14 protein-coding genes are annotated in these 13,599 nt (G+C 69.3%); 7 read left to right on the forward strand and 7 right to left on the reverse strand.

Features of this window, described 5'->3' with window-relative positions:
- The first annotated feature begins 1 nt into the window (after position 1).
- The 4 genes from DMH01_RS08260 to DMH01_RS08275 all read left to right on the forward strand — a co-directional run bounded on the left by DMH01_RS08260 (position 2) and on the right by DMH01_RS08275 (position 3,986).
- On the forward strand, positions 2-1,225 hold the full coding sequence (locus tag DMH01_RS08260) for an acyl-CoA dehydrogenase family protein (RefSeq protein WP_125674817.1): 1,224 nt from the start codon (positions 2-4) through the stop codon (positions 1,223-1,225).
- On the forward strand, positions 1,222-2,403 hold the full coding sequence (locus DMH01_RS08265) for an acyl-CoA dehydrogenase family protein (RefSeq protein ID WP_125674819.1): 1,182 nt from the start codon (positions 1,222-1,224) through the stop codon (positions 2,401-2,403). Before DMH01_RS08260 ends, DMH01_RS08265 begins: the two co-directional genes overlap by 4 nt.
- Positions 2,400-3,515 (forward strand): acyl-CoA dehydrogenase family protein, encoded by a 1,116-nt coding sequence (locus DMH01_RS08270; protein ID WP_125674821.1) that lies wholly within the window; start codon positions 2,400-2,402, stop codon positions 3,513-3,515. Before DMH01_RS08265 ends, DMH01_RS08270 begins: the two co-directional genes overlap by 4 nt.
- 84 nt (positions 3,516-3,599) lie before the next feature.
- Positions 3,600-3,986 carry a hypothetical protein gene (locus tag DMH01_RS08275; RefSeq protein WP_125674823.1) on the forward strand — a complete coding sequence of 129 codons (387 nt, stop codon included), beginning with the start codon at positions 3,600-3,602 and terminating at the stop codon, positions 3,984-3,986.
- A 3-nt stretch (positions 3,987-3,989) separates the two neighbouring features.
- On the opposite strand, the gene DMH01_RS08280 is transcribed toward DMH01_RS08275, so the two are convergent.
- The 3 genes from DMH01_RS08280 to DMH01_RS08290 all read right to left on the reverse strand — a co-directional run bounded on the left by DMH01_RS08280 (position 3,990) and on the right by DMH01_RS08290 (position 7,425).
- Positions 3,990-4,607 (reverse strand): TetR/AcrR family transcriptional regulator, encoded by a 618-nt coding sequence (locus tag DMH01_RS08280; protein WP_125674825.1) that lies wholly within the window; start codon positions 4,605-4,607, stop codon positions 3,990-3,992.
- A 173-nt stretch (positions 4,608-4,780) separates the two neighbouring features.
- Positions 4,781-5,764, reverse strand: a complete 984-nt coding sequence (locus tag DMH01_RS08285; RefSeq protein WP_125674827.1) for a phosphotriesterase — start codon at positions 5,762-5,764, stop codon at positions 4,781-4,783.
- Positions 5,765-5,769: 5 nt separating this feature from the next.
- Positions 5,770-7,425: an AMP-binding protein gene (locus tag DMH01_RS08290; RefSeq protein WP_125674829.1), complete on the reverse strand. Its 1,656-nt coding sequence runs from the start codon at positions 7,423-7,425 to the stop codon at positions 5,770-5,772.
- 76 nt (positions 7,426-7,501) lie between these two features.
- On the opposite strand from DMH01_RS08290, the gene DMH01_RS08295 reads away from it, so the two are divergent.
- Positions 7,502-8,323 (forward strand): enoyl-CoA hydratase-related protein, encoded by an 822-nt coding sequence (locus DMH01_RS08295; protein WP_233621449.1) that lies wholly within the window; start codon positions 7,502-7,504, stop codon positions 8,321-8,323.
- Positions 8,324-8,361: 38 nt separating this feature from the next.
- On the opposite strand, the gene DMH01_RS08300 is transcribed toward DMH01_RS08295, so the two are convergent.
- The 3 genes from DMH01_RS08300 to DMH01_RS08310 all read right to left on the reverse strand — a co-directional run bounded on the left by DMH01_RS08300 (position 8,362) and on the right by DMH01_RS08310 (position 10,393).
- Complete coding sequence (locus DMH01_RS08300; protein WP_125674831.1) at positions 8,362-8,697, reverse strand: hypothetical protein; 336 nt, start codon at positions 8,695-8,697, stop codon at positions 8,362-8,364.
- A 161-nt stretch (positions 8,698-8,858) separates the two neighbouring features.
- The gene (locus DMH01_RS08305; protein WP_125674833.1) at positions 8,859-9,644 is read right to left on the reverse strand and encodes an SDR family oxidoreductase; all 786 of its coding nucleotides are present in this window, start codon (positions 9,642-9,644) and stop codon (positions 8,859-8,861) included.
- Positions 9,641-10,393 (reverse strand): SDR family oxidoreductase, encoded by a 753-nt coding sequence (locus DMH01_RS08310; protein ID WP_125674835.1) that lies wholly within the window; start codon positions 10,391-10,393, stop codon positions 9,641-9,643. The genes DMH01_RS08305 and DMH01_RS08310 overlap by 4 nt, the downstream gene beginning before the upstream one ends.
- A 122-nt stretch (positions 10,394-10,515) precedes the next feature.
- Here DMH01_RS08310 and DMH01_RS08315 point away from each other — a divergent pair, with 122 nt between their 5' ends.
- Entirely contained in the window at positions 10,516-11,130 is a 615-nt protein-coding gene (locus tag DMH01_RS08315; protein WP_125674837.1) for a TetR/AcrR family transcriptional regulator, read from the forward strand.
- Between the two features lie 158 nt (positions 11,131-11,288).
- Complete coding sequence (locus tag DMH01_RS08320) at positions 11,289-12,662, forward strand: MFS transporter (protein WP_125674839.1); 1,374 nt, start codon at positions 11,289-11,291, stop codon at positions 12,660-12,662.
- Here DMH01_RS08320 and DMH01_RS08325 read toward each other — a convergent pair.
- A complete protein-coding gene (locus tag DMH01_RS08325) occupies positions 12,621-13,580 on the reverse strand; it encodes a YafY family protein (protein ID WP_125674840.1) in 960 nt (319 codons plus the stop codon). The two genes, DMH01_RS08320 and DMH01_RS08325, sit on opposite strands and share 42 nt — an antisense overlap.
- Between the last annotated feature and the right edge of the window lie 19 nt (positions 13,581-13,599).

The raw sequence follows: 13,599 nt of genomic DNA on the forward strand, positions 1-13,599 counted from the left end.
GATGGACTTCGCCTTCGACGCGAAAACCGAGGAACTGCGGGGAAAACTCCTCGAGTTCATGGACTCGCACATCTACCCGGCCGAGGCCGTCTTCGAGCAGCAGTTGGCCGAGCGCGACAGCGAATGGTCGCAGCCGCCGATCGTCGAAGAACTCAAGGCCGAGGCCCGCAAGCGTGGACTGTGGAACTTCTTCCTCCCCGGTGACCACGGCGCGGGGCTGACCAACCTCCAGTACGCGCCGCTGGCCGAGATCACCGGCCGCAGCATCCGGCTCGCGCCGACCGCGCTGAACTGCGCGGCGCCGGACACCGGGAACATGGAAGTCCTCACCATGTTCGGCACCGAGCAGCAGAAGAAGCAGTGGCTCCAGCCGTTGCTGGACGGCGAGATCCGGTCCGCGTTCGCGATGACCGAGCCCGACGTCGCGTCCTCCGACGCGCGCAACATCGCGACCAGCATCCGCCGCGACGGCGACGAGTACGTCATCAACGGCCGCAAGTGGTACATCTCCGGCGCGATGAACCCGAACTGCAGGATCTTCATCGTGATGGGCAAGACCGATCCGGACGGCCCGCCGCACAAGCAGCAGAGCATGATCCTGGTCCCCCGCGACACCCCCGGCATGACCGTGAAACGCGGTATGCACGTGTTCGGCTACACCGACGGCGATCACGGCGGCCACGCCGAAGTGGTCTTCGAGGACGTCCGCGTACCCGCGGAGAACCTCATCGCCGGCGAGGGTGACGGGTTCGCCGTCGCGCAGGCCCGCCTCGGCCCGGGGCGGATCCACCACTGCATGCGCGCCATCGGCATGGCCGAACGCGCGCTGGAACTGATGTGCCGCCGGGCGCTTTCGCGCGAGACCTTCGGCAAGCCGATCGCCGAACAGGGCGTGGTGCAGGACTGGATCGCCGAGGCCAGGGTCAAGATCGAGCAGCAGCGCCTGCTGGTGCTCAAGACCGCGTGGCTGATGGACACCGTCGGCAACCAGGGCGCGCACACCGAGATCCAGGCGATCAAGATCTCCACGCCGATCACCGTCGAGTGGATCCTCGACAAGGCCGTCCAGCTGTTCGGCGCGGGCGGGGTGAGCCAGGACTTCCCGGTCGCCGAGATGTGGGCGCAGGTGCGGACGCTGCGGCTCGCCGACGGCCCGGACGAGGTGCACAAGCGCTCGCTGGCGCACCGTGAACTGAAGAAGTACCGCGGGGAGGCCAAGAAATGACCACTGTGGACGATCTCAAGCGGCGCGTGGCCGAGCTGTTGGCCGCCTATCCGCCGGAAAGCACGCCACGTCAGGACTTCCTCGACGCGCGGTTCGACGCCGGGTTGGCGTGGATCCATTTTCCCGAAGGCCTCGGCGGCTTGAACGCGCCGCGTTCGCTCCAGTCCGTCGTGGACAAGGAGCTCGCGGCGGCGGGCGCGCCGGACAACGACAAACGGCGGATCGGGATCGGCCTCGGCATGGCCGCGCCGACCATTCTCGCCTTCGGGACCCCGGAACAGCACCAGCGCTTCCTGCGTCCACTGTGGACCGAACGCGAGGTGTGGTGCCAGCTGTTCAGCGAGCCGGGCGCCGGATCCGACCTGGCCGCGCTGGGCACCCGCGCGGTCCGCGACGGCGACGACTGGGTGGTCACCGGCCAGAAGGTCTGGACGTCGGGCGCGCACAAGTCGCAGTGGGCGATCCTGGTCACCCGCACCGATCCCGACGTGCCGAAACACCGCGGCATGACGTACTTCCTGTGCGACATGACCGCCCCGGGCGTCGAGGTCCGGCCGCTGCGCCAGATCACCGGCGAGGCCGAGTTCAACGAGGTCTTCCTCAGCGAGGTCCGCATCCCCGACGCGCACCGCCTCGGCGCGGTCGGCGAGGGCTGGAAGGTCGCGCAGACCACGCTGATGAACGAACGGGTCGCGATCGGCGGCACCGAGTTCCCGCGCGACGGCGGCATGGTCGGCGTCGTCGCGGAAACCTGGCGGGAACGCCCGGAGCTGCGCACCTCCGAACTGCACGACCGGCTGCTGAAACTGTGGGTGGAGGGCGAAAGCCTGCGCCTGGTGAGTTCTCGCCTGCGGCAGCAGCTCGCCGCGGGCGCGCCGGGACCGGAAGGGTCCGCGGTCAAGGTCGCGTTCTCCGAGCTCAACCAGGCCGCGTCCGGGCTGGAGATCGAACTGCTCGGCGACGACGGCCTGCGTTACGACGACTGGACTATGCGGCGTCCCGACGGCGTGAACTTCCTCGGCCGCGAGGCCGGTTACCGCTATCTACGCGCGAAGGGCAACTCCATCGAGGGCGGCACCTCGGAGGTCCTGCGCAACATCATCGCCGAGCGCGTGCTGGGACTGCCGTCCGAGCCGCGGATCGACAAGGACGTCGCCTGGAAGGACCTGCCCCGATGAGCGACCTGCTGTATTCCGAGGTCGAAGAGGACCTTCGCGCCAGCGTCCGCGACCTGTTCAAAGACCGCGCGGAACCGGCGGCCCTCATCGCCAGGACCGAGACGGCGGAACCGTACGACCTGAAGTTGTGGCGCACGCTCGCCGCCGACCTGGGCACGGCGGGCCTCGCCGTCCCGGAGGCGCTGGGCGGGCACGGCGCTTCGGCGCGGGAAGTCGCCGTCGTGATGGAGGAACTCGGGCGCAGCGTCGCCCCGGTCCCCTATCTCGGCAGCGCCGTGCTGGCGACGTCGGCCCTGCTGGCGGCCGACACGGCACAGGCGGAAGTGGCCGAACCACTCGGGAAACTGGCCGCGGGCACGCTCGTCGGCGCGCTGGCCGTGCCGCTGTCGACCGCGCCCGGCGCCGAGTTCCCCTCGACGGTCACCGCGGCCGCCGACGGCACGCTCAGCGGCCAGGTCCGCAGTGTCGCCGACGCTTCGGTGGCCGAACTGATCGTCGTCCCGGCGGTGGGCCCCGACGGTCCCGGCCTGTACACGGTCGACGCGTCGGCGGCGGGAGTGACGGTCGCCGAGGCGATTTCCCTCGACCTCACCCGGCGCATCGCCGACGTCACCTTGGCGAACGTGGCCGCGAAACGCGTCGCCGGCCCCTCGGTGGCGGCGTCCGCGCTGGACACGGCACTGGTGACCGCGGCGGGGCTCCTCGCCTCGGAACAACTCGGGATCGCCGAATGGGCGCTGACCGAAACGGTGCGCTATCTCAAGGAGCGCTACCAGTTCGGCCGTCAGGTCGGTTCGTTCCAGTCGCTGAAGCACCGGCTGGCGAACCTGTACACGGATCTCGTCAACGCCAGGGCGACCGCGCGGTACGCCGCCGACTGCCTGGCTTCCGGCGACGACATCGCGATCGCCGTCGCGGTGGCGCAGGCCCGCAACTCCCCCATCGCCGTCCACGCCGCCGAAGAAGCGATCCAATTGCACGGCGGGATCGGCATGACCTGGGAGCACCCCGCGCATCTGTACCTGAAGCGCGCGAAGAGCGACGAGATCGCGCTCGGCACTCCTGGACGGCATCGCGCCGCCCTCGCACCGCTGATCGATCTGCCCGCCTGATCTCCTCCCGGCGGGGTCCGGCCCGGAAAGTGTCGGACCCTGCCGGTAGACCTGTTCGAACATAAGATCGAACAGGGAGTGCTCATGAAACTGCTCGTGGCCACCGCGAAGACCCAGGGCGCGCGGGAGAACGACTTCGATCACTGCGTGGAGGGCGAACTGCTCTGGGTCGCCCCGCCCTGCGGCGACGGCGAGAGCTCGCCCGATTCCCGATGCGGCTGCGGCCGGGCGTTCGGCGGGCTGAGCTCGCACCGCGGGACGACGACGGCGCTCGTCGCGGATCTGCCCGGTTTCACCTATTCCGACTACGCCGCGGCGTTGCGGTCGAGTCTGGCTGACCAAGGCTGGCCACCCGAAGCCGCCGAAGACGTGGCCACGGACCTGCTCGCCCTGGCCTCCGAATGGGCGGTGGGGGCGGTGCTCGAACGCCGCGACGACTGGTTCGCCGAACGGCTGCCATCCGGGGGCTGAGCGCTACTCGGGCCGCAGCGCGGCCAGCAGGAGATCGGCGAAGTGGTCGCCGATCTGGCGGGCCGAAAGCGCGCCGCCACGCCGGTACCACGAACCGAGGTGGTGCACCGACCCGAAGAAGAAGTCGACGATCACGTCGGCCGGTTTGTCCGAGCGGAACTCGCCGGACTCCTGGCCTTCCTCGATCAGCGTGCGGAACCGCTCGTGGTACTTGCGGCGTTCCGCTCGGACGGCCTTCTGCTTCTCCACGCTGAGCTGGTGCATGGACTGCATGAAGATCGTGTTGTCGTCGAGGTTGTCGATCGTGCTGACGATGACGTCGGAGGCGGCGGAACGCAACCGCTCCCGCAGCGGTGCCTCACTCGAGGCCACCTTCTCCAGTTGCTCGGTCTGCGAGCGCAGCACCCGGGCGTAGATCTCGTATAGGAGGTCGTCCTTGGAGCCGAAGTAGTGGTACATCGCGCCCTTGGTGACCCCGGCCGCCTCGACGATCTCCTGCACGGAGGTGCGGTCGAACCCCTTCTTGGCGAAGAGCTTCGTGGCGTGCGACAGCAGACGGCGCGGGACGGCGGCCTGGTCTTCGCCGCCGGCCTCGGCCTTCCTGGTGGTCGCTCGTGTCATGGCCGACTCCTTCTCGTGCGGACACTCAGCATACCGGCCGGTTTGTCGACGCCCGAGCAAAGGGGACTCACCGCGCGGCGAAGGGCGCCATCCCCGCATCACATGCGACGAAAGCTCCCTTCACCGCGTGAGATGCGGGGAAAGGGCCCTTCAGCCCCGCCTGGGCCGAAAGGTCAATACGCGCCACCGTGCTCGAAGAACCGCCGCGGATTGTCGACCAACATCGTCGTCATGTCCCGTTCGGACACTCCCCGCTCCCGCAAGGCGGGCAGCACGTCACGGGTGATGTGGAGGAAATGCCAGTTCGGCGCCATCGCGGCGATCTTGTCCTGCTCGAACCAATCGATGAAACAGGAGGCGTCATGGGAAAGCACCATGCTTCCGGCGTACCCCCGTTCGCACAGCGCCGCGACCGTGGCGACACGGTCTTCGAACGGCAGCAACGGGTCCAGCCCGAAGCGATCCATTCCCAGCAGCGATCCCCTGTCCGCGAGCTCGGTGAGGTAATCGAGGTCGGTGCTGTCACCGCTGTGCCCGATGAGGACCCGGCTCAAGTCGACCCCTTCGGACTCGAAGACGGCCTGCTGTTCGAGACCTCTCCGAGTGGGCGCGTGGGTGTGGGTCATGATCGGCGCGCCGGTCTCCCGGTGCGCCTTCGCGACCGCGCGCAGCACACGTTCGACGCCGGGGGTGACCCCTGGTTCGTCGGTCGCGCACTTGAGCAGCGCCGCCTTCACTCCGGTGTCGGCTATCCCGTCGACGATGTCGCCGGTGAAGAGGCCGACCAGCGGATCCTCGCCGTCGTCGAAGAGGAGACCGGGTCCGCGATGGTGGAGGTAATGCGGGACGTCGTTGTAGGTGTAGAGCCCGGTCGCGACGATGATCCGGAGCTCGGTTCCGGCCGCGACCCTCCGCACGCGCGGGATGTAGCGGCCGAGCCCGATGACGGTGGGGTCGACGATGGTGTCGATCCCGGCGGCCTTGAGCTCGTTCAGCCGCCGGATCGCGTCGGCGACGTGTTCGTCTTCACGGAAACCGTCGTGTCCGGGGTGGTTGGCCATGAATTCGGGACTGAGAACGAACAGGTGCTCGTGCATGAGCACCTTGCCCAGCTCGCCGGTGTCGACGGGACCGCGGGCCGTCTCGACCTGTGCCATGCCGCTCACCCCTTGGCCCGCAGTTCGCGGCGGAGGATCTTGCCGCTCGCGGTCTTCGGCAGTTCGTCGAGCACCTCGACCACGCGCGGATACTTGAACGCGGCGAGGCGTTCCTTGCAGTACGCGACGAGGTCCTGAGGGTCGGGCGTGCTTCCCGGCGCCGGGCTGATGTAGGCCTTCACGGTCTCGCCGCGGTATTCGTCCGGGATGCCGACGACGGCCGCTTCGCGCACGGCCGGATGCGTGTACAGGACGTCCTCGACCTCACGCGGCCAGACCTTGAAGCCGGAGGCGTTGATCATGTCCTTCTTGCGGTCGACGACGTAAACCCAGCCACTCGGCTCCATGAAGCCGATGTCACCGGTCAGGAGCCTGCCGCCGGGCAGTGCGGCTTCGGTCGCTTCGGGCCGGTTCCAGTAGCCGGGGACCACCATCGGGCCTTCGACGGCGATCTCACCCGCCTGGCCGAACGGTAGTTCTTCGCCGTCATCGCCGAGGATGCGCACGATGGTCCCGGGGACGGGCAGGCCGATGGAGATCGTGCCGGACGCTTCGTCGATGGGCGCTTCGAGACTGCTCGGGACGACGATGCAGCCCGCGGTCGTCTCGGTGAGGCCGTAGCCGTTGTGGATGTAGTGGCCGAACCGTTCGCGGAACGCTTCGACCACGGCGGGCGGCAGCGCGGCTCCGCCGGAGTACAGCAAGCGGAAAGATTCGAAGTGCTCCGGGCGGACGTCGGGCCGCGCCATCAGCGCCATGTACGCGGTGGACGGGCCGACCGTGTACACGGGCTCGTGCTCCAGGAAGGCGTCGAGCACGACACCGGGCTCGAACCGGTACGCGAGCGCGAGCGTGCCGCCGATGTCGATCGCGGAGGCGATCTCGCAGACCATGCCGGTGATGTGGAACAGCGGCGCCAGGCCGAACAGGGTGGCACCTTCGTCGAGGCCGCTGAACGCGCTGAGCACGGCCGCGTTCGCGCCGAGGTTGCCGTGCGTGTTCATCGCCCCCTTCGGTGTCCCGCTGGTGCCCGACGTGTAGCTGATCAGCGCGACGTCGTCCGGGCCGAGGGCGGGTTCCGGAAGCGGGTCCCCCGCCGCCGCTCGCGCCACCTTCAGCAGGTCGGCGGCGCCGGGAGTCGGCTCCCGCACGCTTTTGCCGAACACCCGCGGATCGTCACGACCCTGTAGGTCGAGCTCACTGGTGGTCAGCGCGATGGTCACGTCACTGCCGGGAACGAGCGGGGCGATACAGCTGTTCCACCCGCTCTGTGAGCACACGACCGCGCGCACCCCGGCGTCCTCGAAGACATGCCTGAGCTCCCGTTCCCGGTACATCGGGTTGACGGGGACGACGATCCCGCCCGCCTTCCACGCGCCGAGCAGCGCCAGCACGAACTGCGGAATGTTCTGCAGGACCAGGGCGAGCCGGTCGCCGGGGGCGAAACCGGACGCGATCAGGTGACGCGCGACGCCGTCGGAAAGCTCGTCGACCTCCCGGTAGCTCATCCTGCCGTCGAAGTAGGCGATCGCGGTGGCGTGCGGGAATTTCCGGACCGTCCGCCGGAAGGACGCGGGAACCGTGGTCGGTTCCATCGGTTCCGCGTCCCTCATCCGGGGCTCGTAGGCGGCCAGCCACGGCTTCGCTTCGTAAGAGCTCACGCAGGTTCCTCCCTGACAAAGTCTCGACGAGTCTCTAAGCATCCGCTTAGTATGGCTATGACGCAAGGAGGTCGATGTGACCGATCAGCTCGCACCGTCCGAAGTGGACACTGCGGATTTCGTCCGGTACGCCGTGGACGGCACCGTCGCCACGATCACCTTCGACAAACCCGAGCGCGGCAACGCGATGGATCAGGCGATGCAGGTCCGCTACGGCGAACTACTGGGCAAGGCGTCCGCCGATCCCGGAATCCGCGCCGTCGTCGTCACCGGCGCCGGACGATCCTTCTGCCCCGGCGCGGACTTGGGGCTGCTGGAGGGAATCTCGGCAGGCGGCGCGGCCGCGCCGGAGCACGAAGGTTTCCGGGACGTCCTGGCCGCCGCGTATGCCGAGGTGCCGGTGGTCGCGGCCATCAACGGCGGCTGCGCCGGGCTCGGCTTCGTGATCGCCTGCGCCGCCGACGTCCGGTTCGCCGCCGAGGGCGCGAAGTTCACCACCGCCTTCGCCCGGCGCGGCCTCATCGCCGAATACGGGGTGGCGAAACTGCTGCCCGAGCTCGTCGGCCGCGGCCGGGCACTCGACCTGCTGCTCTCCGGCCGGACCTTCACCGCCGAACAGGCACACGAATACGGCCTGGTCCAGGAGATCGTGCCCGCGGAAGAACTTCCGGCGCGGGCGAAGGCCTACGCGACCGAACTCGCGACCTACAGCGCACCGCGCTCCATGGCGCTCATGAAGCGGCAGGTCCTGCGGGAAGCCGGGCTCTCGCTTGAAGACTCCGCCCGCGAGGCGACCGCCCTGATGCTCGAATCCTTCGGCCGTCCGGAACTTCCCGAGGGCCTGGCCAGCTGGCACGACCGCCGGGCCCCCGACTTCCCGCCGTACCAAGGGGTTTAGGCCGCCCCGGCTGCACGACCGGGGCGGCCCTGACCGGATCAGACGGTTTCGCGCGTGGTCACCGCGTCCTTCTCGGCGGCCAGCGCGGTGCACGTGCGCACCCACAGCTCCCAGCCGCGCAGCGCCTGGTTGCAGTTCCAGCCGGTCCAGCGGCCCGCCTGCGCGCCCTCGTTGCCGGCGCGGTTGCAGGCGGTTTTGCTGCTCCAGCCCTCACTCACCTTGCGGTACGGCGTACAGGAAGCCGCCGCGACGTCACCCGACGCCCCGGCCGCGCACGGTTCCGCGGTGCTCGCCATCGCCGATCCCGCGGTCAGCACCGACCCGGCGAGAGTGGCGGCGAGAACGGCACCACGGTGCACGAAGCGTTTGTTCATCGAGTTTTCCTTACCGCGAGCAAGACCCCTGCCCACAGTGGCCGATCCGCCGACGAAGATCAACCGCCGCGCGCCGAGTTACGCCTCTGATCACGCGAGTTACGCGTCTAGTCACGCGAGTCACGCCTCTGATCACGCGAGTTCGGCGCAGGCCGCACCGGTCATTCGCCGGTGACCTGCTCCACCTTGCGCTGCAGCTTGTTCATCCCGCCGAGCCAGCGGTCGGTCTGCGTGGCCCGCGCGGCGTAGTAGTCCGCGACCTCGGGATGCGGCAGCACCAGGAACCGGTCGGCGGCGATGGCCTCGAACAGCGCGTCCGCGACCTGCTCCGGCTGGATCGCCGACGCGCCCATCAGCAGTTCGCCCGCCGGGCCGGTGTTCTCGAGCATCGCCGTCCGCACGCCCTGCGGGCAGATTGCCTGCACGGTGAGCCCGCGGTGCCGGTACGTCGCCGACAGCCATTCGGCGAAGGCGAGCGCGCCGTGTTTGGTCACCGAGTAGGACGCCGAACCGAGGCTGGTCAGCAATCCCGCCGCCGACACCGTCGAGATGAAGTGCCCGCGGCCGCGCTCGAGCCACGGCGGCAGGAGCAGCCGCGCCGCGCGCACGTGCGCCATGACGTTGACGTCCCAGATCCGCGCCCAGTCCTCCTCGGGCGCGTCCACACCGCCCATCGGCGCGATCCCGGCGTTGGCGCAGAAGACGTCGATCTCGCCGAGGGTTTCGCGCGCCGCCTCGATCAGCGACGCGACACCCGCTTCGCTCGCGGCGTCCCCGGCGACGGCGGTCCCGCCGATCTCCTCGGCGACCTCGGCCGCGGCCTCCCCGTTCAGGTCGCCGACGACGACCCTGGCGCCCTCGGCGGCGAACCGGCGGGCGAGGACGGCCCCGATGCCGCCGCCCCCACCGGTGACGACGACCCCGGAACCGGTGAACGACCCGGTCATAGGCCACCCGCCAGCGTGACGCCACCGTCGAGGACCACGGTCTGCCCGGTGATCCAGCCCGCCTCTTCCGAAAGCAGGAACGACACGGCGCTCGCGATGTCCGCCGGAACGCCGAGACGCTTCATCGGGTACGACTCGGAGACCTCTTCTTCGCGGCCTTCGTACAGCGCGGTCGCGAACTTGGTCTTGACCACGGCCGGCGCGACGGCGTTCACGCGGATCTTCGGGCCCAGTTCGAAGCCGAGTTCCTTGGTGAGCCGGATCAGCGCGGCCTTGCTGACGCCGTACATGCCGATCCCGGGCGAAGCGCCGAGCCCGGCGATGGACGCGACGTTCACCACCGCGCCGCCGTGCTCCCCCATCCACGCGTCGCGCGCCCGGCGGGTCCACGACAGCGGCGCGAGCACGTTGACGGCGAAGATCTTCGCGGCGGCCCCGGGGTCGATGTCCAGCGTCGGCCCGAACACCGGGTTGATCCCGGTGTTGTTGACCAGCATGTCGAGCCTGCCGAAGGCTTCGATGGTCTTGGCGACGGCCTCGTCCTGGTGCGCCTCGTCGTCGGCCTTGCCAGGAACGGCGATGGCGACCGCCTCGCCGCCCAGTTCGGCCACCGCTTCGGCCAGCGGCTCGGGCTTGCGCGCGGTGATGCACACCTTCGCGCCGCGCTCGACCAGGTCCTTGGCGATCCCGAGGCCGATACCCCGGCTGGCGCCGGTGACGATCGCGACGCGATCCTTGAACGAGTTCACTCTTCGATCTCCTCTGTGTTCACTGGCGCGTGCACCACTAAGCGAGCGCTCACTTACAATGGGAAGGCCGGGAGGCGGTGTCAAGCCCACTGTCCGGTACGAGCGTCTGGGAGGATCTGCGGATGACCATGTCGCTGTCGGCCGAACTGTGGCCCGACGTCCAGCCCGAGACGGCACGGCGGCTGATGCTGGCCGGGGTCGAATCCTTCGCGCGGCGCGGTTATCACGCGACCACCACCCGGGACATCGCCTCGGCGGCGGGCATGAGCCCCGCGGCGCTGTATGTGCACTTCCCGTCCAAGGCCGCGTTGCTGTTCGCGATCTCGAAGTACGGCCACGAGCAGACACTCTCGCTGGTCGAGAGTGTCGTGGCGCGGGAGACCGACCCGGTCGTGCGGATCCGGCTGCTGGTCGAGGACTTCGTGGCGTGGCACGCGCGGAGGCACACCGTGGCCCGCGTGGTGCAGTACGAGCTGCACGCGCTGCCCGACGAGGAGTTCGAGATCGTCGCGAGACTGCGGCGCCGCATCGAGCAGGTCGTGCGCGAGGTCATCACCGAAGGCGCCGCGACGGGCGTGTTCACCGTCGGCGACCCGCACACCGCCGCCCGCGCCGTGCTCTCGCTCGGCGTCGACGTCTCCCGCTGGTACAGCGAGCGGACACGCCAGACCCCCAAGAAGCTCGGCCAGGAGTACAGCGAGCTGGTGCTGCGCATGCTCGGCACGAAACTCTCCTGACCAGTACTGATCGACCTTTCCCGGCGATACCGCCACCAGAGTGACATACCAACTGGTCGGTATCTAGAATTACCCGTTGAGACGTTGACCACATACTAAGCGGTTGTTAACTTGCCCGGACTGCATCGCCGCAGCAGCGCCGAGCGAAGGGCATCCAGATGGCCGACACCGCACCGAACGCCCCGGAAACCGCCGCCGAACCGACGATCACCGTGTCCCAGCGCAGGAGGGCCGCGACCGCGGCGGCACTCGCCTCCTCGGTCGAGTGGTACGACTACTTCGTCTTCGGGATCGCGGCCGCACTGGTCTTCGGGAAGACCTTCTTCCCCACCAGCAACGCGGCGGCCGGCGTCCTCGCCTCGTTCGCGACCTTCGCGGTCGGCTTCCTCGCCCGGCCGCTCGGCGGGATCATCGCGGGCAGCCTCGGCGACAAACGCGGCCGGAAACCCGTGCTGGTGCTGGCGATCGCGCTGATGGGCGCGGCGACCACGCTGATCGGCCTGCTGCCGACCTACGACACGATCGGCATCGCCGCCCCGATCCTCCTGGTCCTGCTCCGGCTCGTGCAGGGGGTCGCCGTCGGCGCCCAGTGGGGTGGCGCGATGCTGCTCGCCACCGAATACGCGCCGCCCGGCAAACGCGGTCTCTACGGCAGCCTCGTGCAGCTCGGCGTCCCGATCGGGGTGGTGCTGGCGAACACGGTGTTCCTGATCGCCGCCCAGGTCGCGCCGCCGTCGGATTTCCTGGTCTGGGCGTGGCGGATCCCGTTCCTGGTGGGTGTCCTCGTGCTCGGGCTGGCCTGGTACATGCACGTCAAGATCGACGAGACCCCCGAATACCGCCGTGCGGAAGCGAAACTCGCCGCCGAGGAACGCGGCCGCGCCAAGTCGCCGCTGCGCGACGTCCTGCGCGACCACAAGGGCACGGTGCTGCTGGCAGGCGGTTCGTTCATGGTCAACACCGCCACCTTCTACATCCTGCTGAACGGTGTCCTCGACTACGCCACCCGCCACCTGGGCATGTCGCGGACCACCGTGCTCGTCGCGACCCTGCTGATCAGCACCTTGCAGCTGGCGATCATCCCGCTGTCGGCGAAACTGTCCGACCGGATCGGCAGGCTCAAGATCTACACCTTCGGCGCGGCGGGCGTCGCGCTCTGGGCGATCCCGATGTTCCTGCTGATCGACACGGCCTCGCTGCCGCTGTTCGTCGTCGCCTCGTTCGTCGGGTCGCTGTTCCTCGGCATCATGTACGGCCCGCAGGCGGCGTTGTTCGCCGAGCTCTTCACCGCCGAGATGCGCTACACCGGCGCCTCGCTCGGCTACCAGATCAGCGCGGTCGTCGGCGGCGGGCTCGCGCCGTTCATCATGGTGCTGCTGCTGGAATCCACCGGGACCTCGCTGTCCGTCTCGCTCTACATCATCGTGCTGGCCCTGATCTCCCTCGGCTCGATCGGCCTGCTGGCCAAACGCGCACGGTCCACTTCGGACTCAGACGACCGCGCGCGCGAAGCGGTCGGCGACCAGTCGTAGCCGTTCCTTGACCTCGTCCGGCGCCTCCTCCACGACGAAGTCGACGTCCCAATGGGCGAGGTAGTAGGGCATCACGGACAGGTCGTTGGCGCCGACCCGGACCCGGCAGGTGTGCTCGTCGATGGCCTCGATCGTCCCGGCGGTCGGGGACACGTATTCGGCGAGCGCATCCGCCGAGGCGTTCACCCGCAGCACCATCTGGTGCGGGTACGGCGAAGTCGTGATCCCGCGGGAGACGTACGCCGCGAGGTCTTCGGCGGGCGGTTCCCTCGGCGTGAACCGGAAACTCGTGTCCGGGACGCCGTCGATACGGTCGACGCGGAAGGTCCGCCAGTCGTCCCGGTCGAGGTCGAACGCGACCAGGTACCACCGGCGCCCGGTGTGCACCAGGCGCAACGGCTCGATGTAGCGCTCGCTGACGTCACCGTTGTGGCTGCGGTAGCCGAACCGGAGCCGCTGATGGTCACGGCACGCGGACGCGATGACCGTCAGCGCCGCCGCGTCGATGACCGGGACGACGCCGCCGAGCGGGATCATCGCCGTGTTCAGCGCGGTGATCCGGTGCCGCAGCCGCGCGGGCAGCACCTGCTCCAGCTTCGTGAGCGCCCGCACCGACGTCTCCTCGATCCCCGAGACCGTCCCGTTCGCGGCCGTGCGGAGCCCGACGGCGACCGCGACGGCCTCGTCGTCGTCCAGCAGCAGCGGCGGCAACGCGGCCCCCGCGCCGAGCCGGTAGCCGCCCGCGACGCCGGGGGTGGCGTGCACCGGGTAACCCAGTTCGCGCAGCCGCTCGACGTCGCGCCGGACCGTGCGGACGTCCACCTTCAGCCGGTCGGCCAGATCGGCGCCCGGCCAGTCGCGACGCGCCTGCAGCAGGGAAAGCAGCCTCAGCAGCCGTGCCGACGTGCCCGTGGTCATCGGTTCGCTCGCTTCATGG

The sequence above is a fragment of the Amycolatopsis sp. WAC 04182 genome, assembly GCF_003947465.1.
Lineage (GTDB): Bacteria > Actinomycetota > Actinomycetes > Mycobacteriales > Pseudonocardiaceae > Amycolatopsis.